This window comes from Niallia nealsonii, from assembly GCF_002835805.1.
Taxonomy (GTDB): domain Bacteria; phylum Bacillota; class Bacilli; order Bacillales; family Cytobacillaceae; genus Niallia; species Niallia nealsonii.
The window spans coordinates 12980-38096 of the sequence record NZ_PISE01000029.1; the positions used below are offsets into that span (position 1 = coordinate 12980).

The 25117-nt window shown below is 36.2% G+C and carries 21 protein-coding genes; all 21 read left to right on the forward strand.

Annotated elements, in window-relative coordinates; translation table 11 throughout:
* Positions 1-254 precede the first annotated feature (254 nt).
* The 21 genes from CWS01_RS13505 (at position 255) to spoVS (ending at position 25092) form a co-directional block, all read left to right on the forward strand.
* Complete coding sequence (locus CWS01_RS13505; RefSeq protein ID WP_101177725.1) at positions 255-1931, forward strand: ribonuclease J; 1677 nt, start codon at positions 255-257, stop codon at positions 1929-1931.
* A 290-nt stretch (positions 1932-2221) separates the two neighbouring features.
* Positions 2222-2959 (forward strand): ClpP family protease, encoded by a 738-nt coding sequence (locus tag CWS01_RS13510; RefSeq protein ID WP_101177726.1) that lies wholly within the window; start codon positions 2222-2224, stop codon positions 2957-2959.
* On the forward strand, positions 2956-3183 hold the full coding sequence (locus tag CWS01_RS13515; protein ID WP_101177727.1) for a YlzJ-like family protein: 228 nt from the start codon (positions 2956-2958) through the stop codon (positions 3181-3183). The genes CWS01_RS13510 and CWS01_RS13515 overlap by 4 nt, the downstream gene beginning before the upstream one ends.
* 355 nt (positions 3184-3538) lie before the next feature.
* Complete coding sequence (locus CWS01_RS13520; RefSeq protein ID WP_101177728.1) at positions 3539-5884, forward strand: DNA translocase FtsK; 2346 nt, start codon at positions 3539-3541, stop codon at positions 5882-5884.
* Positions 5885-6208: 324 nt separating this feature from the next.
* Positions 6209-6940, forward strand: a complete 732-nt coding sequence (locus tag CWS01_RS13525; protein WP_101177729.1) for a GntR family transcriptional regulator — start codon at positions 6209-6211, stop codon at positions 6938-6940.
* 73 nt (positions 6941-7013) lie between these two features.
* A complete protein-coding gene (locus CWS01_RS13530) occupies positions 7014-8072 on the forward strand; it encodes a BMP family lipoprotein (RefSeq protein ID WP_101177730.1) in 1059 nt (352 codons plus the stop codon).
* A gap of 343 nt (positions 8073-8415) precedes the next feature.
* On the forward strand, positions 8416-9951 hold the full coding sequence (locus CWS01_RS13535; protein ID WP_101177731.1) for an ABC transporter ATP-binding protein: 1536 nt from the start codon (positions 8416-8418) through the stop codon (positions 9949-9951).
* On the forward strand, positions 9944-11002 hold the full coding sequence (locus tag CWS01_RS13540) for an ABC transporter permease (protein ID WP_101177732.1): 1059 nt from the start codon (positions 9944-9946) through the stop codon (positions 11000-11002). Before CWS01_RS13535 ends, CWS01_RS13540 begins: the two co-directional genes overlap by 8 nt.
* Positions 11003-11962, forward strand: a complete 960-nt coding sequence (locus CWS01_RS13545; protein ID WP_101177733.1) for an ABC transporter permease — start codon at positions 11003-11005, stop codon at positions 11960-11962.
* Between the two features lie 551 nt (positions 11963-12513).
* Positions 12514-13794 carry an EF-P 5-aminopentanol modification-associated protein YfmF gene (gene yfmF, locus CWS01_RS13555; protein ID WP_101177735.1) on the forward strand — a complete coding sequence of 427 codons (1281 nt, stop codon included), beginning with the start codon at positions 12514-12516 and terminating at the stop codon, positions 13792-13794.
* On the forward strand, positions 13794-15080 hold the full coding sequence (gene yfmH, locus CWS01_RS13560) for an EF-P 5-aminopentanol modification-associated protein YfmH (protein ID WP_101177736.1): 1287 nt from the start codon (positions 13794-13796) through the stop codon (positions 15078-15080). Before yfmF ends, yfmH begins: the two co-directional genes overlap by 1 nt.
* Before the next feature lie 124 nt (positions 15081-15204).
* Positions 15205-15927, forward strand: a complete 723-nt coding sequence (gene ymfI, locus CWS01_RS13565; protein ID WP_101177781.1) for an elongation factor P 5-aminopentanone reductase — start codon at positions 15205-15207, stop codon at positions 15925-15927.
* Between the two features lie 103 nt (positions 15928-16030).
* Positions 16031-16288: a DUF3243 domain-containing protein gene (locus tag CWS01_RS13570; RefSeq protein ID WP_101177782.1), complete on the forward strand. Its 258-nt coding sequence runs from the start codon at positions 16031-16033 to the stop codon at positions 16286-16288.
* A gap of 260 nt (positions 16289-16548) precedes the next feature.
* A complete protein-coding gene (locus tag CWS01_RS13575; RefSeq protein WP_101177737.1) occupies positions 16549-17340 on the forward strand; it encodes a DUF3388 domain-containing protein in 792 nt (263 codons plus the stop codon).
* 19 nt (positions 17341-17359) lie between these two features.
* Positions 17360-18259, forward strand: a complete 900-nt coding sequence (locus tag CWS01_RS13580; protein ID WP_101177738.1) for a helix-turn-helix domain-containing protein — start codon at positions 17360-17362, stop codon at positions 18257-18259.
* Positions 18260-18419: 160 nt separating this feature from the next.
* Positions 18420-18998, forward strand: coding sequence for a CDP-diacylglycerol--glycerol-3-phosphate 3-phosphatidyltransferase (gene pgsA, locus CWS01_RS13585; RefSeq protein WP_101177739.1), 579 nt, complete (start codon positions 18420-18422; stop codon positions 18996-18998).
* 214 nt (positions 18999-19212) lie between these two features.
* Positions 19213-20451, forward strand: coding sequence for a competence/damage-inducible protein A (locus CWS01_RS13590; RefSeq protein WP_101177740.1), 1239 nt, complete (start codon positions 19213-19215; stop codon positions 20449-20451).
* Positions 20452-20643: 192 nt separating this feature from the next.
* Positions 20644-21693, forward strand: coding sequence for a recombinase RecA (gene recA / locus CWS01_RS13595; protein WP_101177741.1), 1050 nt, complete (start codon positions 20644-20646; stop codon positions 21691-21693).
* A gap of 390 nt (positions 21694-22083) precedes the next feature.
* Positions 22084-23655, forward strand: coding sequence for a ribonuclease Y (rny, locus tag CWS01_RS13600; protein WP_101177742.1), 1572 nt, complete (start codon positions 22084-22086; stop codon positions 23653-23655).
* 90 nt (positions 23656-23745) lie between these two features.
* Entirely contained in the window at positions 23746-24543 is a 798-nt protein-coding gene (locus CWS01_RS13605; RefSeq protein ID WP_101177743.1) for a TIGR00282 family metallophosphoesterase, read from the forward strand.
* A gap of 288 nt (positions 24544-24831) precedes the next feature.
* Complete coding sequence (gene spoVS / locus CWS01_RS13610) at positions 24832-25092, forward strand: stage V sporulation protein SpoVS (protein WP_016201204.1); 261 nt, start codon at positions 24832-24834, stop codon at positions 25090-25092.
* The last annotated feature ends 25 nt before the right edge of the window (positions 25093-25117 follow it).

A 25117-nucleotide genomic window follows, 5' to 3' on the forward strand; every position in this document is an offset into this window, starting at 1 on the left:
TAAATAGTAATTATGCAGTGTTTCTACATGAATTATACTAAAATCCTTTATAAGGAGGTAGATTTGCTAAGCAATGCCAATTTTGTAACAGTTAGTATGTGAGCGTTTACATGTTTTGGTCGAAAATAATAAGATTTTTCTCCTATAATAAGATGTTTTCGATAAATTGGTTGTAAACTTTTTCAAACATAAAGTATAATAATGATAACTGATCAATGGTCGGCCTAACTCAACATAGGAGGAAACAAAAATTTATGAAAAATGAAAAAATAAAGCTGGTCGCCCTCGGAGGAGTAGGGGAGAACGGAAAAAATATGTTTGCTGTAGAAGTGGACGAAGACATATTTGTGATAGATGCCGGCTTAATGTATCCACAAAATGAAATGCTGGGAATTGATATTGTGGTCCCAGATATTACTTATTTAAAGCAAAATGCGGAAAAAGTTAAAGGGATCTTCTTAACACATGGACACGAAGACCATATTGGTGGATTATCCTATTTTTTAAGAGAACTGGATGTACCGGTTTATACGACGCGTTTAACGGCAGAATTTGCAAAAGAAAAAATGAAAGAACAAGATTTTAAAGGACAAGCACGGTTTGAAATAATTACATCAAAATCAGTACTGAAATTTCCATCAGCAACGGTTTCTTTTTTTAAAACAAATCATAGCATTCCAGATAGTGTAGCGGTAGTCGTTCATACATCAGAAGGAGCTATTGTTTATACTGGTGATTTTAAATTTGACCAGACAGCGGCACCTCTTTATAAAGCAGAATACGGAGAAATGGCGAAAATTGGCGATAAAGGGGTACTTTGTTTATTATCAGAAAGCACAGATGCAGATAAACCAGGATATTCCGTTTCTGATGCAACGGTAACACAAGAACTATACCATGCATTTTTGCGTGCAAACGGCCGAGTTATTGCAGCAGTTTATGCAACGGATTTAAATAGAATTCAGCATATTTTTGATGCGGCTGCCAAAACAAAGCGCAAAGTGGCAATTATGGGGAAAAATTTGCAGCGTATATTAAATATCGCATTAAGAAATAATTATTTGCTAGTGGAAGAAGATGTACTTGTTTCATTAAATGAAGTGCAGTCTTATTCCCAGAGTGAAACCATCATTTTAACAACAGGAGCAAAAGGTGAACCGGTTGAAGCGCTGCAAAAGATGGCAAGGAAACATCATAAACAAGTAACAATTGGTGAAGGAGATACGATTCTTTTTTCTGCATCACCGACTCTTGGTAGTGAAGTTTTTGTCGGAAAAACGATTGATATGCTGTATCGTGCTGGTGCAAAGGTTATTTCAGGAAATAAATTATTTAATAGTTCCAATCATGGCAGTCAAGAAGAATTAAAGTTTATGATTAATGTGATGAAGCCAAAGTATTTTCTTCCAATACATGGGGAGTACCGCTTATTGCATGTTCATGCAAAAATTGCGGAAGAATGTGGCGTTAATCGCAAAAATATTTCTATTCCTGAAATTGGAGAAGTAATCGAATGGAAAGATGGAAAGTTCCGCAATGGAGGGAAAATTTCTGCTGGAAATCTGTTAATTGATGGAAGCGGAATCGGTGATGTTGGAAATATTGTGCTCAGAGATCGGAAACTTCTTTCACAAGATGGTATTTTAACGGTTGTTGTTACTTTAAATAAAGCAGAAAGAAAGATATCTGCAGGGCCTGAAATTATTACAAGAGGTTTTGTATATGTAAGAGAATCTGAACAGCTGTTAGAAGAAGCGGCGACTCGTGTTAAAGATATTGTTGAAAAAAGCATCAGTAAGGAAAGTTTTGATTGGACCGGCATCAAACAAGATATTCGTGATACATTAAATCAATTTTTATATGAAAAAACAAAACGAAGACCAATGATTCTTCCGATTATTATGGAAGTGAAACCTGTACGAAATAGATAAAAAGAACTGTTTTGGCAAGTGCGTTTGCTTGCTGAAACAGTTTTTTTTATTTTATCCTGAATAGACGAGAAGAACTCATCTTTAAGGAATAGAAAGGGCATAGCTTAATGAGTTAGGTGAGAATAAATCTCCTTCGGAAAAGAGGGAACTGCCCATCTCAACTGTTCGACTGCCGCATGATGAAAATTGCTACTGATTGAAGTTTCACTTTATTTCCTGTTTGGCTCGCATGAAATTGCCACTCTCGCTTCATACTACATATATATTGTGTAAGGAAGGGAGATTTTATTGTGACAGATAATACGGAAAGAAATAATACAGATGAACAGCCGAAGGAAGATAAGCCATCTAGCTTAATGGAAAAAATACAGCAGCTGGGTCAAACGAATGTTCCACAAATGGCTCAAGATTCGAAAATTCACTGTTTAACAATAGTTGGTCAAATTGAGGGGCACCTGCAGCTTCCCCCACAAAATAAAACGACTAAATATGAACATCTTATTCCACAAATCGTGGCAATCGAACAGAACCCCAAAATAGAAGGGGTGCTTGTTATTTTAAATACTGTGGGAGGCGATGTAGAGGCAGGTTTAGCAATCTCGGAAATGCTTGCATCCCTTTCCAAACCAACCGTTTCTTTAGTGCTTGGAGGAGGTCATTCAATAGGTGTCCCAATTGCGGTTTCATGCGATTATTCTTTTATTGCAGAAACAGCAACAATGACGATACACCCGATTCGATTAACAGGACTTGTAATAGGTGTGCCCCAAACATTTGAATATTTGGATAAAATGCAAGAAAGAGTAGTGAATTTTGTCAAGAAGCATAGCCAAATCAGCGAAGAAGAATTTAAAGATTTAATGTTTGCAAAAGGAAATTTAACAAGAGACATTGGCACAAATGTAATTGGCATTGATGCAGTAAAATCAGGACTGATTGACGGGGTTGGCGGCGTTGGGGAAGCAATGACAAAGCTGAATGAATTGATTGATCTGCAAAAAGAAAAGAATGAAGGCTTGGTACAATGATCATGTATACGATGATGCCGGATGAATTAATATTTCCAATCCACCAAGATATCTATGAAAAACAGCGGGTAATCAACTATAATGGCATACCTTTGCTTGTAGAATTAAATGAACCACATCAATATGAAGTGATTCGGATTTTAAGTACAGACCCTAATCATTATTTGCATTCTCCCATTCAACCTGGGACAAAGCTGAATGTAAATGAATCTTTCATTTTTTAATTATGTTATAATATAATTAAAAGAAAGGCTATGTTAAAGTTTATTGTTGATTTTGGCACTTTGTTGATTGGAGTGAAGGGTGCGAGACTCCTTCTTTGAAAAACGCTTCAAAGGGAATGCCTATAGTCGAAATCAACAGACAAGTTTAACGGAGCCAAAAGAAAAACTGGTGTATAAGTGCAAAAAAAGAGCAGCCAACAGATAAGGCTGCTCTCCGTGTTTCAAAAAATAAGAAGATACTTTTCCAATTATTTTGATGAAAACAAAGGATTATGCTTGCTGAATGGATAAATATACAAGAAATAGTTTGCGTGGATGAAGAAAAAATTGAAATTTAAAATTATTAGGTGATAACATGGCTAAAAGGAAAAAAAGAAAAACCAAAAAGAAAAAACAACTAAAGCAAACTTTGCAATATGAATTGGCTGCATTAGTGGTGATAACAATTGCGATTATCTCCATTCTACAGCTTGGGGTTGTCGGAAAAACAATAGTAGAGTTTTTTCGGTTCTTTACAGGGGAATGGTACATGCTTTGTCTGCTTGGAATGATTGTATATGGCGGGTATTTAATGTGGAAGCGAGAAAAACCATTTCTTTGGAGTACAAAATTAAATGGAATATACTTGATAGTAGCAGCTTTTTTGCTGTTAAGTCATGTCACTCTTTTTAATATGCTGTCAAGCCAAGGCAGATTTGAAAATCCAAGTGTTATTTATAATACATGGCAAATATTTTGGATGGAAGTGAATAAACAATCAAGTACTGTCGATCTTGGAGGCGGCATGATTGGCGCCGTGCTATTTGCACTGTTTCATTATTTATTTGATACAGCAGGAACAAAGATGATTAGTTTTATTGTAATCATTATTGGAGGCATGCTCTTAACTGGAAAAACATTAAGTGGGGCATTTCGCAAAGTGATGCTTTCCATTTGGGAGTTTTTGCTTGGACAGTGGATAGCCTTTAAAGAAGATCTAACAGAATGGAAGGAAAAGAGCCAAGCAAAAAAACAAGCAAAAAAAGAAGAAAAACAAATGAAAAAAGAACGTCGCAGACAAGAGGCGCAAACAGAGCAACAGCAGCCGCAAGCACAGACGCCGTTAATTGTCAACCCGCCGCAAGGAACGCAAGAAGAACCATACATACCAGAACCGGTTATATCCACATTTGCAGAAAATGCTTATTCAAACGAGGAAGAAAAGATAGAAGAAACAGTCACACAGGAGCCGGAAGAAGAGCAAAGTGTACCAATTGCTTTTACAGAAGTGGAAAATACGGAGTATGAATTGCCGTCTTTAAAACTATTAAAACTCCCGCGGAAAACAGATCAAAGTGGGGAATATGAGTTAATTCACGCAAATGCTGCAAAACTTGAGCGGACATTTCAAAGCTTTGGCGTAAAGGCGAGAGTGACAGAAGTCCATCTAGGCCCTGCCGTAACAAAATATGAAGTTCATCCAGATGTTGGCGTAAAGGTTAGCAAAATTGTTAATTTAAGTGATGACTTAGCTTTAGCATTAGCGGCAAAAGATATACGTATTGAAGCGCCAATTCCAGGTAAATCGGCAATTGGAATTGAAGTGCCGAATTCTGAAGTGGCAATGGTTGGTTTAAGAGAAGTACTAGAAGCGAACAAAGACGATAAACGGGATGCAAAGCTTTTAATTGCATTTGGAAGAGATATTACGGGACATGCTGTATCAGCAGAATTAAATAAGATGCCTCATTTGCTAGTAGCTGGAGCAACTGGAAGCGGGAAAAGTGTCTGCATTAACGGAATTATTACAAGTATATTGATGCGGGCGAAACCACATGAAGTAAAATTAATGATGATTGATCCAAAAATGGTAGAGTTGAATGTGTATAATGGTATTCCTCATCTGCTGGCACCTGTTGTGACAAATCCGAAAAAAGCATCACAGGCGCTGCAAAAGGTAGTAAGTGAGATGGAAAGAAGATATGAATTATTTTCTCATACAGGTACAAGAAATATTGAAGGATATAATGAATATATTAAAAAATATAATAGGGAAGAAAATGAGAAACAGCCATTGCTTCCTTATATTGTCGTAATTGTGGATGAGTTGGCTGATTTAATGATGGTTGCTTCTTCTGATGTAGAGGATGCTATTACAAGGCTTGCACAAATGGCTCGTGCTGCAGGCATTCATTTAATTATTGCGACACAACGGCCGTCTGTTGATGTTATTACAGGTGTTATTAAAGCAAATATTCCATCTCGAATTGCTTTTGCCGTTTCTTCCCAAACCGATTCTCGAACGATTTTGGATATGGGTGGTGCAGAGAAATTGCTGGGAAGAGGAGACATGCTCTTTTTCCCGTATGGTGCAAGCAAACCAGTCAGAGTTCAAGGTGCATTTCTTTCAGATGAAGAAGTGGAAGAAGTGGTAGACTTTGTTATTGCCCAGCAGAAAGCCCAATATCAAGAAGACATGATTCCAGATGAAGTTGTGGAGAAAAAAGGGGCAGTCGAAGATGAGCTGTATGATGAAGCCGTAGAATTGATTACAGAAATGCAGACAGCTTCTGTAAGTATGCTGCAAAGAAGATTTCGCATCGGCTATACAAGAGCAGCAAGGCTAATTGATGAAATGGAAGCAAGAGGAGTAGTCGGCCCATATGAGGGAAGTAAACCAAGAACAGTTCTAGTTTCTAAACAGTCAGAAGAGGTTTTATAGAGATTAGAGAGGCGAAATAGGTTATACTAATTGATTTTCTTTTTTCTATGTATAGATTAAGATAGCTTGTATTCCAAGAGGTTTTATAGGAAAAAGTTGGTTTTTATTGGAAAAATAAAATAGGAATAGTCTAATTAAATGGTAGAAATAAACAATAATTAGTGTAGTCTTGTCTAGTTATTTGTTTATTTCTATTTTTTTGATTAAATTCTTAAAACTCTATTTATTTATGTTGGAAAAAGTGTTATAGTATTTTCGATTAGTAGGAATGATTGAACATCAGAGGTCTGATGTCTTAGAAAACTTATTTGGGGGATGCAAAGCATGCTTATCAAGTCTGATAGTCGACATTTATATTTGCAAGTTGTTGATCGCTTAAAAAGTGACATTGAGAAGGGGATATATAAAGAAAAAGAAAAATTCCCATCTGAATTTGAACTGGCAAAGAGATTAGGTGTAAGCAGAGCAACGCTTCGTGAAGCGCTGCGCACGTTAGAAGAAGAAAATGTCATTATCCGCAGGCATGGTGTTGGTACATTTGTCAATTGCAAACCGATGTTTAAGTCGGGGATTGAGCAATTAAACAGTGTAACAAATATGATTCGCAATGCTGGCATGAATCCAGGAACAATTTTTTTAAGCTCATATACTCAATGTTCGACGGATGAAGATAGCCGCCGCTTCACTGTACAGGCGGAAGAGGAGTTTCTAGTAATTGAACGTGTTCGAACAGCAAATGGCGAACCAGTTGTTTATTGTATAGATAAACTGCTGACGAAGATTTTGCCTGAACATCTTTCCTATGAAAAGGAATCGATTTTTCAGCTGATAGAAACAGAAGCGAATATTAACATTACATATGCTGTTGCTGAAATTGAGCCGATTGGTTATCATGAAAAAATTTCTCCTGTTCTGCAGTGTGAGCCAGAAACTGCGTTGCTTGTATTAAAACAAATGCACTATGATGAAAAGGACGAGCCTATTCTTTATTCGGTTAATTACTTTAGAGCTGATAAATTCAGTTTCCAAGTATTAAGAAAACGAATTTATTCTTAATGTTTGGAAAGACTATTGTAATGCATTCTCACTTTTTAAACACAATACAAATACAAATTAGGGGGTACAAACCTTGAAAAAGCGTAAATTTGGTTTGGCGCTGTCTTTAGTGCTTGCTGCTGGGACTGTTTTAGGGGCTTGTGGTAAAAGCGATGATAAGGAAAATGCATCAGAGAATAAAGATGCATTTAAAGTTGCAATGGTAACAGATGTTGGTGGAGTAGATGATAAATCTTTTAACCAATCTGCATGGGAAGGCTTGCAAGCTTTTGGTAAAGCGAATGGCTTAGAAAAAGGCGATGGTATTGATTATTTGCAATCACAATCAGATGCTGATTATGCAACAAACTTAAACAGCTTAGTACGTCAAAAGAATAACCTAGTATTTGGAATTGGATTTTTGATGCAAGCAGCAGTGCAAGAAATTGCAGAACAGCAAACAGATGCACATTTTGCGATTGTTGACTCTGTAATTGATTTGCCAAACGTTGCAAGCATTACATTTAAAGAACAAGAAGCTTCTTTCTTAGCTGGTGTTGCTGCTGGTAAAGCAACAAAATCAAATAAAATTGGTTTCATCGGCGGTGTTGAAGGGGAAGTTGTTGGTCGTTTTGAAGCTGGATTTGTTGATGGAGTAAAGGCTGCAAATCCAAAAGCAAAAGTAGATGTACAATATGCTGGTGCTTTTGATAAACCGGAAATCGGGAAAACAATTGCAAGCAAAATGTATTCTTCAGGCGCTGACGTAGTATTCCATGCTTCAGGCGGTACAGGTGCTGGATTATTTACAGAAGCTCGTGAATTAAAAGAAAAAAATCCAGATAAATATATTTGGGCAATTGGGGTTGACTCTGATCAATCTAATGAAGGTGTTGTTGGTGAGCACAATATCGTATTAACATCTGCTTTAAAAGGTGTTGCTACAGCAGTGCAAGACGTTTCTAATAAAGCAAAAGATGGTAAATTCCCTGGTGGAGAATCACTTGTTTATGGTTTAGCAGAAGATGGCGTTGGTCTTTCTGAAGTGAATAAAGAAGTAGAAAACAAAGCAGATATCGATGCTGCTGTTGAAGAGTGGACAGCTAAAATTAAAAACGGTGACTACACTGTTCCTGATAAACCTGCTAAGTAATGACTAGCTAAGAATTTTTGACAGGAATAAGTGTTTTGCTTTGCAAACACTTATTCCTTTTTTATCGCTTATGAATGATAATCAGGCTAAGGGATTGTAGAAATGTTTGCAGCGTTTTTTATTTATCTTGTTAAAATTTTATCTAAAGAATAGAAGATTGCTTCTATTTTTTATAAAAAATTTTATCCTGGTAAAATTATAGTAAGATAAGAAAATACATAAGGAACAACTTTTGGCAGTTTTTATCGATAGATTTTTCTAACTGTACTGATTTTGCCATTTATTAGCTGGAAAATTTTTAGCTAATGTTTATGTTTTCCGTACAACAAAAGGAGTGAAACGAATGGAATATGTAATTGAGATGTTAAATATTCGCAAAGAATTTCCTGGTATCGTCGCCAATGACAATATTACACTTCAAGTGAAAAAAGGAGAAATCCATGCATTGCTTGGAGAAAATGGTGCGGGAAAATCGACGTTAATGAATGTGCTCTTCGGTTTGTATCAGCCAGAAAAGGGAGAGATTCGCGCTAGAGGAAAAAAAGTGGAGATTTCCAATCCGAATATTGCAAATGATTTAGGAATTGGAATGGTTCATCAGCATTTTATGTTGATAGATACATTCACTGTTACTGAAAATATTATTTTAGGAAAAGAAGCGGTAAAAAAAGGGAAAATCGACTTAAAAAAAGCAGAAAAAGAAGTGCGGGAAATTTCAGAAAAATATGGACTTTCGGTTGATCCCAAAGCCAAGATTGCTGATATTTCGGTTGGGATGCAGCAAAGGGTAGAAATTTTAAAAACATTATATCGCGGGGCAGAAATCTTAATCTTTGATGAACCGACAGCCGTATTAACTCCTCAGGAAATAACAGAATTGATTGCTATTTTTCGAACGCTGATTAAAGAAGGAAAAAGCATCATTTTAATCACACATAAGTTAAAAGAAATTATGGAAGTATGTGACCGTGTGACTGTTATTAGGAAAGGGGTAGGAATTGGTACATATGATGTAAGCAGCACAAATCCAAACGAACTTGCTAACTTGATGGTGGGAAGAGAAGTTACCTTTAAAACGGATAAGCAACCTGCTGAACCTAAAGAGACGGTGCTGTCTATCAAAGATTTGAATGTAAAAGATTCACGAGGAATTAATGTCGTGAAATCTCTTAACCTAGATGTAAAAGCAGGCGAAATTGTTGGGATTGCTGGAGTAGATGGAAATGGTCAATCTGAATTGATTGAAGCTATTACTGGGCTAATTAAAAAAGATTCTGGCAGCATCACATTAAATGGCAAAGAAATAAGTGTGTTGACGCCTCGCAAAATAACCGAAAGCGGGTTAGGTCATATTCCCCAAGACCGTCATAAACATGGATTGGTGCTGGATTTTTCTATTGGCCGAAATATTGTTCTGCAAAACTATTATCAAAAACCTTATTCTAATAATGGCATTTTAAATGAAAAGGAAATGGATAAACAGGCCAAAAAAATTATTGGAGAATTTGATGTGCGAACACCAAGCATGCATACACCGGCTCGAGCGCTTTCAGGAGGAAATCAGCAGAAAGCCATTATCGGAAGGGAAGTAGACCGCAATCCTGATTTATTGATTGCGGCACAGCCGACTCGAGGCTTGGATGTTGGCGCAATTGAATTTATTCATAGACGTTTGATTGAGCAGCGTGATAATGGCAAAGCCGTTCTGCTTATTTCTTTCGAATTGGATGAAATATTAAATGTAAGTGACCGCATTGCTGTTATTTTTGATGGTCAAATTATTGCTACAGTAAATCCAAAAGAAACAACAGAACAAGAGTTAGGTCTATTAATGGCTGGATCCAATGATAAAAAAGTAGGTGTGGAGAAGAATGTCTAATACAGTAAAGAAAATAAGTATTCCCGTCATATCTGTACTGCTTGGTGTGATTGTTGGAACGATTATTATGCTTGTTACAGGATATAGCCCTGTTGATGCATATACGGCATTATGGAATGGTGCATTCGGAGAAGTGTATTTTACAGGGGAAGTTGTTCGCCAGGTGACACCGTTAATCTTGGCAGGTTTAGCTGTAGCATTTGCTTTCCGTACAGGATTATTTAATATCGGGGTAGAGGGTCAATTAATTGTTGGCTGGACAGCAGCCGTTTGGGTTGGGGTAGCATTCGACTTGCCAAAAGTTATTCATTTGCCTCTTGCTGTTCTTGCAGCAGCAGCGGCTGGTGCACTATGGGCATTTGTTCCAGGATTTTTAAAGGCACGTTTTCGTGTACATGAAGTAATTGTCAGCATTATGATGAACTATATTGCCTTGCATGTAACAAACTACATGATTCGCAATGTAATAACAGACAAGGCGGACAGGACAGAAAACGTTTTTCCTTCTGCAACATTGCGTTCGGACTTTTTAGCAAGCATTACAGATCATTCTCGTTTGCATTGGGGAATTTTAATTGCCCTTTTATGTGTTTTTATCATGTGGTTTATTTTAGAAAAAACAACAAAAGGATATGAGTTAAAAGCAGTTGGTTTTAGCCAGCAGGCATCACAATATGCAGGAATGAATGTAAATCGCAATATTATTCTTTCTATGGTTATTTCTGGTATATTTGCAGGTCTTGCAGGTGCAATGGAAGGTTTGGGCACATTTGAATATGCTAGTATTAAAGGCGGATTTACAGGAGTAGGGTTTGATGGAATTGCTGTAGCCCTTCTTGGAGCAAATGGACCAATTGGCATTGTTTTAGCTTCTATCCTATTCGGATTTTTAAAAGTAGGAGCATTAAATATGCCTCTTGAAGCAGGTGTTCCAAATGAAATGGTAGATATTATCATTGCTTTAATTGTTTTCTTTGTAGCATCAAGTTATATGATTCGCTTATTTTTGGAGAAAATAAGCAAAAATAAAAGTAAAAAGGGGGAGAAGTAAGTGGGATTAATGGATGTTTTGTTAATTGTCATTCCTTCTTCGCTATTATGGGCTGCACCGCTTATTTTCACCGCACTTGGCGGGAACTTCTCAGAAAGAGCTGGAGTTGTTAATATTGGATTAGAAGGTTTAATGCTAATGGGAGCATTTTCTTCCATTGTATTTAATTTAACATTTGCTGATAGTTTGGGTGCATGGACGCCTTGGATCGCTTTATTGTTTGCGATGGTTATTGGCGCATTATTTTCTTTGCTGCATGCTGTAGCATCGATTACATTTCGCGCTGACCAAACGGTTTCCGGTGTAGCCATCAACTTGCTTGCTGCTGGCCTTGCCATGTTTTTAGTCAAATTGATTTATGGAAAAGGACAAACAGATACGATTCAATATAGCTTCAAAAAAGTCGATATTCCTGTACTAAAAGATATACCGGTTATTGGGGAACTATTTTTTACAAACACATATTGGACTTCTTATTTAGCAATTATTGTTGCTATTATCGCGTGGTTTGTTATGTATAAAACGCCATTTGGCCTCCGTCTCCGTTCTGTTGGGGAACATCCGATGGCTGCTGATACAATGGGAATTAACGTAACAAAAATGCGCTATATTGGGGTTATTCTCTCAGGAGCATTTGGCGGAATTGGAGGTGCTGTATTTGCACAATCCATTACAAATGATTTTACTCATGCAACGATTAGTGGACAAGGGTTTATGGCACTTGCTGCATTAATTTTTGGTAAATGGAATCCACTTGGTGCAATGGGAGCAGCATTATTCTTTGGTTTTGCACAAAGTTTAAGTATTGTTGGAAGCAGCTTTCCGTTCCTTGAAAATGTGCCCAATGTATACTTATTAATCGCACCATATGTATTAACGATTATTGCGTTAACAGGATTTATCGGCCGTGCTGAAGCGCCGAAGGCATCTGGTGTTCCTTATATTAAAGGAAGCAGATAATTTTTTTCCTTTATTTTGAAAGAGCCATCCAATGGTCGATTTATCATTGGATGGCTCTTTTTATATTAAGGCTGTTTTCTAAAAGATTGTTGATTTTCGGATAGTTTCAATGAAATCCATTGTTAAAACAGGTTGATTGGAGTGAAAGGTGCGAGACGCCTGTGGGATTAACGGGACAGGTGAGACCTACGCCGAGGAGGGTCACTTCCCGCCCTGCGGAAAGCGAGCATCCTGGAACGGAAATCAACCTATATTAAATTTGAATTTGTCTAGTTTTCCCCACAAGTTCCGCAAAAAAGGAAGGACAGCGAATAAAAAAGGGCGGCGTAAAAAAACGAGAAGACATGAGAGGCAAGGAGAATCCAAAATACTTTAGATCACTGCTTTTTACCTTTTTTCCATAATTTTCTCTTAATTCCCTCCTATAACTTGAAAATGACAGAGCAAGACCGTTATAGTTAGAATATCATCATAAATAGAGAGAATACTATTTAGTAGGCTTTTACTTTACAAAATAGACTAGTAATAAAGAAACAATTAGGAGGAATGTCATGAGTATTGCGACTGAGCAAATACAAAAGTTTCAAGGTTTTAATTTACATACTGTTAAAACCGATAAATTTAAAACAAATAACATTGTGATTAAATGGAAAACTCCCTTAGAAAAAGAAAATGCTACAAAACGTGCTCTTTTGCCATATATTCTGCAAAATAGTTCCAAAAAATACAGTACAACAACTGCTTTGCGTTCGTATTTAGAAGAGTTGTATGGTGCTACTTTTTTTGTAGATTTATCCAAAAAAGGGGAATATCATATTGTTTCCTTTTCATTAGAAATAGCTAATGAGAAATTTTTATCTGATCCTACTCCATTATTAAAAAAAGGGATGGAATTTTTAGCGGAAATTATTTTTCACCCTAATGCTTTAAACCAAGCTTTTGATGAACAAACGCTCGAAAATGAAAAACGGGCATTAAAACAAAGAATTCAGTCTGTGTATGATGATAAAATGCGCTATTCTAATTTTCGTTTAATCCAAGAAATGTGTAAAGAGGAAGCCTATTCGCTTAGTGTCAATGGAGAAAAAGAAGAAGTAGATGCTATTACAGCAAAAGATTTATATTCTTATTATGAAACAGCATTAAATGAAGATCAAATCGATGTTTATATTGTCGGTGATTTGGAAGTGGAAGAGGTAGCTGGTTATGCAGAAACCCTTTTTCCTTTTAAAGAAAGACAAATCAAAACTATTGACCGCAAACTGGCCCGTACAGTAGAAAAAGACAAAGAAATTAAAGAAGTGCAAGATATTAAACAAGGCAAATTAAACATCGGCTACCGCACAAATGTGGTATACGGGGATGAAGATTATTACGCTCTTCAAGTGTTTAATGGAATATACGGAGGATTTTCTCATTCCAAACTATTCCTTAATGTCAGAGAAAAAGAAAGTCTTGCCTATTACGCAGCAAGTCGTGTGGAAAGTCATAAGGGGCTACTCCTTGTTATGTCTGGAATTGATCAGCAAAACTATCAAAAGGCTGTTTCCATTATTAATGAGCAATTAGATTTAATGAAAAAGGGAAAATTTACGGAAGAAGAAATTATGCAGACAAAAGCAGTTATCCATAATCAAATGCTTGAAACATTGGATACTCCAAGAGGAATGATCGAAGTATTCTATCATAATGCTGTAAGTGGGACATATGTGGAAATGTCTGAATGGCTGAAAAGGATCAGCAAAGTATCAAAAGAAGAAATTAAAGAAGTAGCAGGAAAAATCCAATTAGATACGGTGTATTTCTTAACAGGATCGGAGGGGAATGCATAATGGAGAAAATTTCTTTTGAACAGTTGCAAGAAAACCTTTATTATGAACAGCTCGATAATGGATTAAAAGTATATATTTTACCGAAAAAAGGATTCAACAAAACATTTTGTACGTTTACCACAAATTATGGGTCAATTGATAATACATTTATCCCATTAGATGGCACAGAATATACAAAAGTTCCAGATGGAATCGCCCATTTCTTAGAGCATAAATTATTTGAAAAAGAAGATGGCGATGTGTTTCAAAACTTCAGCAAACAAGGAGCATCGGCAAATGCCTTTACTTCTTTTACAAGAACCGCCTATCTTTTTTCCAGCACATCCAATGTGGAGCATAATTTAGAAACCTTAATTGATTTTGTGCAAGATCCTTATTTTACAGAAAAAACAGTGGAGAAAGAAAAAGGAATCATTGGTCAAGAAATAACGATGTATGATGATAATCCAGACTGGCGTCTGTATTTTGGACTTATTCAAAATATGTATAAAAATCATCCTGTTTCAATTGATATTGCAGGAACGATTGAATCAATTTCCCATATAACAAAAGATATGCTGTATGAATGCTATCATACGTTTTATCATCCAAGCAATATGCTTCTATTTATTGTTGGTCCAGTTGACCCAGAAGAATATATGGAGAAAATAAAAACTAATCAAGGGAAAAAAGAATATCGAAATAAAAGTGAAATACAGCGCAAATTTGAAGAAGAACCAAATGAAGTTCATGAGAAAAAACAAGTGTTGAAAATGAATGTGCATGGATCAAAATGTTTAGTGGGCATAAAAGCAGTAGATGTAAATCAGACTGGTGCTGACATGCTGAAAAATGAGTTGTCGATTAACATACTGTTGGATCTTTTATTCAGCAATAGCTCAGAAAATTATCAAACATTATTTTCATCGGGGCTAATCGATGATTCATTCTCTTATGATTATACACAGGAACAAGGCTTTGGTTTTGCAATGATTGGCGGAGATACGAGTGATCCTGACAAGTTAGCGGAATCGATTAAAGAAATGCTGAAAAGCGCGTTAACAGCTGAATTTAAAAACGATACGTTAGAGCGGACAAAAAAGAAAAAAATCGGTGCATTTTTGCGTGCTGTTAACTCTCCAGAATATATTGCCAATCAGTTTACAAGATATTCCTTTAATGACATGAACCTTTTTGATGTAGTTCCAACAATTGAGCAAATTTCAGTAGAAGATATAGCAAATGCCGCCAAACGGTTAATTGAAGAAGATCGGATTACAGTATGTCAAGTTGTACCGAAAGCATAAGAATTTCAATCCATAAAATCAATATGAGATAAGAGTTTTTAGGAAAGACACAATGAGAAAAGTCATTGTGTCTGTTTCTTTGTGGATAGCATCAGATAATTATTTTAGAAATGGAGCAGGGCTGTTGGAGAAATCTATATTAATAACAGGAGCAACTGGAGGAATTGGAAGGGCAGTTGCCTATTTATTGGCGAGTAAGGGCTATTCTTTATACTTGCATTATAATCAAAATGAACAAGCAATGAAAACATTACTGAAAGAGCTGGAGCCTTTTGGGAAAGACTATCTGCCTATTCGCTGTGATTTAGGAAAAAAAGGGGATTATAAAAATATTATAAATTCTATTTTTTCCATTGATGGAATCGTTCATACTAGCGGAATCAGCCATTATGGGCTGTTTACAGATATACAAGATGAAATGGTAGAGAGTCTATGGGATATTCATGTTTCTTCTATTATGTATATTTCAAGAGATCTTCTGCCGAAAATGCTCTCCAAACAAGAAGGTAACATTATTGTTATTTCGTCTATTTGGGGGCAAATAGGGGCAAGTATGGAAGTCGCCTATTCTACGGTTAAGGGAGCGCAAATTGCCTTTGTCAAAGCATTAAGCAAGGAGTTGGCGTTTAATGGAATAAGGGTGAATGGAATTGCTCCAGGTGCTGTCGATACAAATATGATGGCAAGTTTTACCCAAGAGGAAAAAACATCTATTCAGGGTGAGATACCTATGGGAAGAATGGCACGACCAGAAGAAATAGCAGAAAGTGTGCTGTTTTTGCTTTCAGAAAAATCTTCTTATATGACAGGACAAATCTTATCCCTTAATGGAGGATGGTCTGTTTAGAAGGTTCCCTTTTTTGCCATTAAAGTATATGCATATTTTGCTCGGCATCTATCCAAAATAACTACGTAATACACTTTAATTTAGGAAGGGAATGAGTATTCGTATGTCTATTTTAGAATCTTGGGATCAATGGAAAGACTTTTTGGCAGATCGTTTGCACCATGCACAAAATGAAGGCATGAATAAAGAAGTAGTTGGAGATCTTGCTTTCCAAATTGGCGATTACTTGTCCAACCAAGTACAGCCAAAAAATGAACAAGAAAAAGTCCTTGCAGATTTATGGTCTGTAGCATCACAAGAAGAGCAGCAGGCAATTGCTAATATCATGGTGAAACTTGTGCAAAATAACGGCAGTAACTAAATAATTTATCTAAAAAGGCGGCAGGAAGGTTTTAATGGCATAACCATACAGAAAACGAACAGCAGTTATGGTGGTATGGATGCGTATTTAACCCAAATGCCTCCTTTTTTTATTCCTTCTAAATGATGCATGATAATAAAAATACTTTTTTCTGTTTTCCACCTTGTTTTTCCTTTCATCTTTTGCTTCTTTCCTTTATTATAGATAGAGTGATAAAAAGGAAATGTAAGTGAAATCTATTTGTTTGCAGGAGGATTCTTTTGGAGAAAAAAGAATGGTATCTAGAATATGAAATTCAAAAAAACCGGCCTGGCTTATTAGGAGATATTTCCTCTTTACTTGGAATGCTTTCCATTAATATTGTGACCATAAATGGAGTAGATGATGGAAAAAGAGGTTTATTGATAAGAGCAAACTCAGATGAACAAATTAAAAGACTCGAATCGATTTTATATACAATGGACACAATAAAGCTTATAAAGCTTCGGGTTCCCCATTTAAGAGATCGCTTAGCAGTACGCCATGGCCGATACATACAAAGAGATGCAGATGATAAAAAAACATTTCGCTTCGTGCGACATGAATTAGGGCTATTGGTTGATTTTATGACTGAATTATATAAACTAGAGGGTCACCGTTTGATTGGCATTAGAGGCATGCCTCGTGTTGGCAAAACAGAATCGATTATTGCAGCAAGCGTTTCTGCAAATAAAAGATGGCTATTAGTCAGCTCTACTTTATTAAAGCAGACGATTCGGAGTTCCTTGATTCAAGATGAATACAATGAAAACAGCCTGTTTATTATTGATGGCATTGTTTCCTCTAAACAAATGAATGAAAAACACTGGCAATTAATTCGAGAAATTATGCGAATTCCAGCAGTGAAAGTAGTCGAGCATCCAGATGCATTTATACAAAGCACGGAATACACGATTGAAGACTTCGATTATATTATTGAATTAAGGCATGAGCCTGATGAAGAAATTATTTATGATGTTCGTAAAAGAAATGCACTCCTTTTAGGAAGTGAATTTGAAGGTTTTGATTTTTAGTACGTTGGAAGGTGTTTAAATGAGTGAATTAGGTAATCGGTTAAAAGAGGCAAGAGCAGCAAAGGGATTAAGTTTAGAGGAATTGCAAGAAATAACAAAAATTCAAACTCGCTACTTGGTAGGAATTGAAGAAGGCAATTATAGCCTAATGCCTGGCAGTTTTTATGCGCGTGCATTTATTAAACAATATGCAGAAGCGGTGGATTTATCGCCAGAAGAGCTATTTGAAGAGTATAAAGGAGAAATCCCAGCATCTTTAAATGATGATATTCCAGAAAAGCTGTCCAGAGTAACAACAAAAAAGGCAATGGAAAAAGGAAACTCTAAATTTTGGGATATTCTGCCGACTATTTTTATCAGCATTCTTGTTGTGGGCATTATTTTTTTAGTGTGGTATTTCTTTTTTGTAAAAGGATCGGAAACAGATACAACTTCAAATAATAACGAAAAAAATTCTGCTGTGTATGAGGAGTCAGATAAATTAAAAGAAGCAGAAAAAGAAGATAAAAAAGAAGCTGTAACAGAAGAAGATGCTGCTAAAGAAAATACGCAGACAGAAGAGGAAGAAAAAGAAGAAACGCCAAAACAAGAAATTTCTGTTGAAAGCAAACAAGGAAAAAATACCGTCTATGAAGTAAAAAATGCGGAACAATTTAAGTTGAAACTAGTTTCAACTGGAGAAACTTGGGTAAATATCAAAAATGGCAAAGGTTATTCCTTCTTCCAAGGTATGCTGAAAAAAGGTGAAACAGATTCTAAAACGGTAGATTTATCGAAAGAAGAGGAAGCTGTTCTTGTGATTGGAAATTCAACCGCCACAGAAATATATGTAAACGATGAAAAAATTGATTATGCCGTATCTCCATCTAAATATGTGAGACAAGATATTACAATCCGCTACATTAAGGAGAAAGAATAGTCATCATATGATGGCTATTTTTCGCCTTTTTCCCACTTTATAGGGTATAATACTAATGATTTTATATGGGCATTGGAGATCATTATGTTTCTAAATGTGTATATGAATAAATAATAGGATGCAAATGTTTAAAGTTTAACAAATCGGAGGAATAGCAAAAATGAATTTACCAAACAAAATAACAATTTCACGGATTTTATTAATCCCCGTCTTTTTAATTATTTTACTTGTCAATTTTTCCTGGGGAGAGATGACGCTGCTTGGTGTCACATTGCCAGTTGCACATTTTATCGGTGCGCTTATTTTTATTTTAGCATCAACAACAGACTGGATTGACGGCTACTATGCAAGAAAATATAATCTTGTAACAGATCTAGGGAAGTTTTTAGATCCTCTTGCCGATAAATTATTAGTTTCTTCTGCTTTAATTGTATTAGTTGATTTTGGACTAGCTCCTGCATGGATTACAATAGCCATTATTGCGAGAGAATTTGCTGTTACCGGTCTTCGTTTAGTGCTTGCGGGAGGCGGAGAAGTTGTTGCAGCAAATATGCTCGGAAAAATTAAAACATGGGCACAAATCGTGGCTATTTCAGTTTTGCTTTTACATAATATGATTTTTGAAATAATTTCCCTTCCCTTTGATGATATTGCATTATGGGTAGCTTTAATTTTTACTGTTTGGTCTGGATGGGATTATTTTGCAAAAAACAAACAAGTTTTTGTTTCATCTAAATAGTTTTGTGCTATAAATTAAATAAGAAAGCTGTAAAAATGGGGAGAATGATTAAGTTTTGCTACTGACTTCTGTTTTTATAGGCTAAAGAAACAGAACGGGAAATTATTTTACCGTTCTTTTCTATTTAGAAGGCGTATTCATTGCGAAAAGTTTTTAAAATGAGTAATGTAAATATATACAAAAATCAGCAAAGGTTTAGGAAGGGGAACAAAACATGAACGCAGAAATCATCGCAGTTGGATCAGAATTATTGCTTGGACAAATTGCTAATACAAATGCTCAATTTATTTCCAAACAATTAGCTGAATTAGGAGTAAATGTTTTTTATCATACAGCAGTAGGAGATAATCATAATCGCTTAGAACAGGTGATAAAAATTGCAGAAAGCCGCTCTGATTTGCTTATTTTTACAGGTGGACTTGGTCCAACAAAGGACGATTTAACAAAAGAAACAATTGCAAAACATATGGGATTAGAACTCGTTTTTGATAAAGAGGCTTTAGAGTCTATTAAAGAGTATTTTATAAAAACAAATAGAAAAATGACGGAAAATAATAAAAAACAAGCCCTTGTCCTAGATGGCTGCAAAGTGCTTAGCAATAATCATGGCATGGCACCAGGGATGTTTTTAACCAAAAACAATTGCCATTATATGCTGCTGCCAGGACCTCCTAGTGAAATGCAGCCAATGTTTGCAACATATGGAATTAGTGCATTACAGGAAAAATTAACTAATAAAGAAGTCATTCTTTCACGAGTTCTTCGCTTTTTTGGCATTGGAGAATCACTGTTGGAAACAAAAATTGAAGACTTGATTGATGCTCAAGCTAATCCAACTATTGCACCGCTCGCAGGAGATGGAGAAGTAACATTGCGCATTACAAGCAAAACAGACTCTATGGAAACAGCAGAAGAGCTGATTCAGGAAACCGAGCAGAAAATATTGGAGCGTGTAGGCGAGTATTTTTATGGTTATGATGATACAACACTTGTACAAGAGCTTGTCAGAAAACTGAAGGAAAAAGAACTTACGGTTGCAGCAGCAGAAAGCTTGACGGGGGGAATGTTCCAACAAGAACTGACTTCCGTTGCGGGCGCAGGGAGCATTTTTAAGGGCGGTGTCGTTTGTTATACAAATGAAGTGAAACGAGATATTCTGTCTGTCAAGGAAAGCACCATTAAAGAGATGGGAGTTGTAAGTGAGCAGTGTGCAAAAGAACTTGCAGAAAATGTGCAAAAGCTACTAAACTCTGATATTGGCATCAGCTTCACAGGTGTAGCAGGACCAGATGAATTAGAAGGTCATCCTGCCGGGACGGTTTATTTAGGAATTGCAGTAAAAGGCAAGGCGACAGCAGTGGAAAAGTTGATGCTTGCAGGAACGAGAGAAGGCAATAGAAAAAGAACGGTTAGATATGGTCAGTATTTTATCTTAAAAGCATTGGAAGCATAAAATAACCTTTTTCTATTGTTCTCTTTATTATCGTAAAAAAATTGGAAATAAAAAAAACGAATGAATGTTCTCTTTTTGCTCGACAACTGGCCGCAAAAAGAGTATATTTAGTATATATTCATGAACAGCAAATGAATCTAGTTGCTTTTAATAGAATGTGATTCATTTTTATATATTAAAGGAGGAATCTTTTTGAGCGATCGTCAAGCTGCGCTAGAAATGGCGTTAAAGCAAATTGAAAAACAATTCGGTAAAGGTAGTATTATGAAGTTAGGGGAACAGGCAGATAAAGTTGTTTCTACTATTCCTAGCGGATCATTGGCTCTAGATGCAGCACTTGGTGTTGGTGGATATCCAAGAGGACGTATTATTGAAATATATGGTCCAGAAAGTTCTGGTAAAACAACAGTTGCTCTTCATGCGATTGCAGAAGTGCAAGCAATAGGGGGACAAGCTGCATTTATCGATGCTGAGCATGCCTTGGATCCAGTTTATGCACAAAAATTGGGAGTTAATATCGATGAATTATTGCTTTCTCAACCAGATACTGGGGAACAAGCTTTAGAAATTGCAGAAGCACTAGTAAGAAGTGGCGCTGTTGATATTCTTGTTATTGACTCTGTTGCAGCACTTGTACCAAAAGCGGAGATTGAAGGCGAAATGGGAGATTCTCATGTGGGGTTACAAGCGCGCTTAATGTCACAAGCATTGCGTAAACTTTCTGGTGCTATCAATAAATCAAAAACAATCGCAATCTTTATTAACCAAATTCGTGAAAAAGTTGGAGTAATGTTCGGAAACCCTGAAGTAACACCTGGAGGACGTGCACTTAAGTTTTACTCAACTGTCCGTTTAGAAGTTCGTCGTGCTGAAACATTAAAGCAAGGAACGGAAATGGTTGGAAATAAAACAAAAATTAAAGTAGTGAAAAATAAAGTAGCACCGCCATTTAGAGTAGCAGAAGTAGATATTATGTACGGTGAAGGCATTTCTAAAGAAGGAGAAACGATTGATTTAGGTTCTGAATTGGATATTGTACAAAAAAGCGGATCTTGGTATTCTTATAATGAAGAAAGATTAGGGCAAGGCCGTGAAAATGCAAAACAATTTCTAAAAGAAAATAAAGAACTCCGAAACGAAATTCAATTGAAAATTCGTGAGCATTACGGATTGGATAAAGAAGTAACGTTAAAAAATACAGATAATGATCAAGATCAAGATACATTTGAATTGATTGACTAATAAGAGTAGAACTATCTTTAGTGAACAGTCGGAATGAGAATGTTAGCTCCTTCCGACTGTTTTTTATTTTTTGTGAAAGCGATTTATACTTAAGTTGAACGCCAGTAAAGAAAAAAGGGATTAAATAGATATACATATGTTTAAAGAAAAATATCAACAATTTACAATAAATTTATTTTTATAAAAAATAGGGCAAAACCTCCCAATTCAAGCTCTTGACAATGAATTGGCACAACTATACAATTATATTGTATATTTTACATTTTTATGAGTATGAAAACTTTAAAAATCTGACGGCTCAATAGTACGTTTATGTAGAAAAGCCTACTAAAAGCCAATACTTTTAAAATCGTAACAAACACAAGTTCATAGCAAGAGGAGGTGAAAATGATGGATCCAATAATAATCCTCATCTCCATTTTGCTTGGCCTAATCGTCATTGCCGTTGTTGGCTTTGTTGTATATTTTATTCGAAAATCCAATGCTAATGCAAAAATCAATAGTGCAACAATTACTGCTGATCAAATTGTTGAAAATGCCAAACGAGAAGCAGAAGCATTGAAAAAAGAAGCTTTGTTAGAAGCAAAGGATGAGATTCACAAGCTTCGTACTGAAGCAGAACAAGAAGTTCGTGATCGAAGAAATGAACTACAAAAACAAGAAAATCGTTTATTGCAAAAAGAAGAGATCCTTGATCGTAAAGGGGAAACGTTAGATAAACGTGAAACAATTTTAGAAAAGAGGGACGATTCTCTTAATAAAAGACAACAGCATATAGAAGAGATGGAAAGCAAAGTGGACGAGATGGTTCGTAAACAGCAGACTGAACTAGAGCGCATTTCTGGATTAACTCGAGAAGAGGCAAAATCCATCATTTTAGAGCGTACAGAGCAAGAAGTAGCTCATGATATCGCTGTAATGATTAAAGAAAGTGACACTAGAGCGAAAGAAGAAGCAGATAAAAAGGCAAAAGAAGTTTTGTCGCTTGCTATCCAGCGATGTGCGGCTGACCATGTGGCAGAAACAACAGTTTCTGTTGTAAACTTGCCTAATGATGAGATGAAAGGTCGAATCATAGGTAGAGAAGGCCGTAATATCCGTACACTTGAAACATTAACTGGAATTGACTTGATTATTGATGATACACCAGAAGCAGTTATTCTATCTGGATTTGATCCGATTAGAAGAGAAACAGCTCGACTTGCATTAGATAAACTTGTTCAAGATGGAAGAATTCATCCTGCACGCATTGAAGAAATGGTAGATAAAGCTCGTCGCGAAGTAGATGAACATATTCGTGAGATCGGAGAACAAACTACTTTTGAAGTTGGCGTTCATGCACTGCATCCGGATTTGATCAAAATTCTTGGTCGTTTAAAATTCCGTACTAGTTATGGACAGAATGTTCTAAAACATAGTATTGAAGTAGCTCAATTATCTGGAATTTTAGCTGCAGAGCTAGGAGAAGATGAAACACTTGCACGCAGAGCAGGACTTCTTCATGATATTGGAAAAGCAATTGACCATGAAGTAGAAGGAAGCCATGTAGAGATAGGTGTAGAGCTTGCAACAAAATACAAGGAACATCCTGTTGTCATCAATAGTATTGCATCCCACCATGGCGATGCGGAACCAACTTCTATTATAGCTGTATTAGTAGCTGCTGCAGATGCACTTTCAGCAGCGAGACCAGGGGCGCGAAGAGAAACACTAGAAAATTATATTCGTCGTCTGGAGAAGTTAGAAGAAATTTCCGAATCTTATGATGGTGTTGAAAAATCCTTTGCTATTCAAGCGGGCCGTGAAATTCGCATTATGGTGAAACCAGAGATTGTAGATGATTTGGAATCACATCGATTAGCAAGAGATATACGTAAAAAAATCGAAGAAGAACTAGATTATCCGGGCCATATTAAAGTAACGGTAATCAGGGAAACAAGAGCTGTTGAATACGCAAAATAAAAACGGTGCATTTGCACCGTTTTTATTTTGAACGCACTTGACTTTTGTTATACATTGATAGCCAGCTGCACAAAAGAAAGGAATGTAGTTATGCATATTTTATTTATCGGTGATGTTGTCGGCTCTATGGGAAGAGATATGATTAAAGAGTATGTCCCAAAATTAAAAGAAAAATATCGTCCACAAATGACTATTATTAATGGCGAAAATGCTGCGGGAGGAAAAGGCATTACAGAAAAGATTTATCGAAGTTTCTTAGAAGTGGGAGCACAAGCGGTAACACTAGGAAATCATACATGGGATAATCGGGAAATTTTTGAATTTATTGATACTGCCAAATATTTAGTAAGACCAGCTAATTTTCCAGAAAATAACCCTGGAAAAGGGATGGTGTTTGTAAAAATTAATGATATCGAAGTAGCTGTGATTAATTTACAAGGAAGAACCTTTATGAATCCAAGTGATGATCCCTTTGTTAAAGCAGATGAATTGGTAGCAGAAGCGAAAAAAAGAACGGATATTATTTTTGTTGATTTTCACGGAGAAGCGACAAGCGAAAAACAGGCAATAGCTTGGTATTTAGATGGAAGAGTAACAGCGGTTGTAGGAACACATACACATGTGCAAACAGCAGATAACCGCATCTTGCCTAACGGTACAGCCTTTATGGCAGATGTTGGTATGACAGGACCTTATGATGGCATATTAGGAATGGAGAGAGAAGCTGTTTTAAATAGATTTTTAACAAATATGCCAACTCGCTTTGAGCCGCCAAAATCAGGAAGAACACAACTTAGTGGCTGCATTATTGAAGTAGACAAAAAAACAGGTAAAGCAAAAAAAATCGATCGTATTTTAATTAACGAAGATCATCCCTTTTATTCATAATGAAAAGGCATGAATCGCTAAACTAAACAGCAATTATAGACTTTTGAAATCAATATTCTTCCTTAAATGAAAAAGGGGAAGATAGTATTTCAAAAGTCTCTTTTTTATCTATTTTCAACAATGTCAATAAAAAACTGCTAATATTTAAGGTTATTTACGAAATTTTTATGTCCAAGCTGGAATATGTGTTTTAAAAGCGGAATATAGTAACAATGGAATGATATATATTCCTGATATGGTCTCACAAAAGTGAGTCATGCGGGGGGGTTAAACAAGGAGGAGCTAGAAATGGAGATATTAAAAGTTTCGGCAAAGTCTAGTCCCAATTCTGTAGCTGGTGCGCTTGCTGGTGTTCTGCGAGAAAGAGGTGGAGCAGAAATCCAAGCTATTGGTGCAGGTGCATTAAATCAGGCGGTAAAAGCAGTAGCCATCGCAAGAGGATTTGTAGCACCTAGCGGAGTGGATTTAATTTGTATCCCAGCCTTCACCGATATTGTTATTGACGGGGAAGAAAGAACAGCCATCAAGCTTATTGTGGAACCTAGATAAGTATGGCAAAACGATAAAAAAGAGA

Bases quoted from the DNA above. Each gene is read 5' to 3' on its own strand.
- CWS01_RS13505 (WP_101177725.1), top strand. From the start codon at position 255: ATGAAAAATGAAAAAATAAAGCTGGTCGCCCTCGGAGGAGTAGGGGAG.
- CWS01_RS13515 (WP_101177727.1), top strand. From the start codon at position 2,956: ATGATCATGTATACGATGATGCCGGATGAATTAATATTTCCAATCCAC.
- CWS01_RS13520 (WP_101177728.1), top strand. From the start codon at position 3,539: ATGGCTAAAAGGAAAAAAAGAAAAACCAAAAAGAAAAAACAACTAAAG.
- CWS01_RS13525 (WP_101177729.1), top strand. From the start codon at position 6,209: ATGCTTATCAAGTCTGATAGTCGACATTTATATTTGCAAGTTGTTGAT.
- CWS01_RS13535 (WP_101177731.1), top strand. From the start codon at position 8,416: ATGGAATATGTAATTGAGATGTTAAATATTCGCAAAGAATTTCCTGGT.
- CWS01_RS13540 (WP_101177732.1), top strand. From the start codon at position 9,944: ATGTCTAATACAGTAAAGAAAATAAGTATTCCCGTCATATCTGTACTG.
- yfmF (WP_101177735.1), top strand. From the start codon at position 12,514: ATGAGTATTGCGACTGAGCAAATACAAAAGTTTCAAGGTTTTAATTTA.
- yfmH (WP_101177736.1), top strand. From the start codon at position 13,794: ATGGAGAAAATTTCTTTTGAACAGTTGCAAGAAAACCTTTATTATGAA.
- CWS01_RS13570 (WP_101177782.1), top strand. From the start codon at position 16,031: ATGTCTATTTTAGAATCTTGGGATCAATGGAAAGACTTTTTGGCAGAT.
- CWS01_RS13580 (WP_101177738.1), top strand. From the start codon at position 17,360: ATGAGTGAATTAGGTAATCGGTTAAAAGAGGCAAGAGCAGCAAAGGGA.
- pgsA (WP_101177739.1), top strand. From the start codon at position 18,420: ATGAATTTACCAAACAAAATAACAATTTCACGGATTTTATTAATCCCC.
- CWS01_RS13590 (WP_101177740.1), top strand. From the start codon at position 19,213: ATGAACGCAGAAATCATCGCAGTTGGATCAGAATTATTGCTTGGACAA.
- rny (WP_101177742.1), top strand. From the start codon at position 22,084: ATGGATCCAATAATAATCCTCATCTCCATTTTGCTTGGCCTAATCGTC.
- CWS01_RS13605 (WP_101177743.1), top strand. From the start codon at position 23,746: ATGCATATTTTATTTATCGGTGATGTTGTCGGCTCTATGGGAAGAGAT.
- spoVS (WP_016201204.1), top strand. From the start codon at position 24,832: ATGGAGATATTAAAAGTTTCGGCAAAGTCTAGTCCCAATTCTGTAGCT.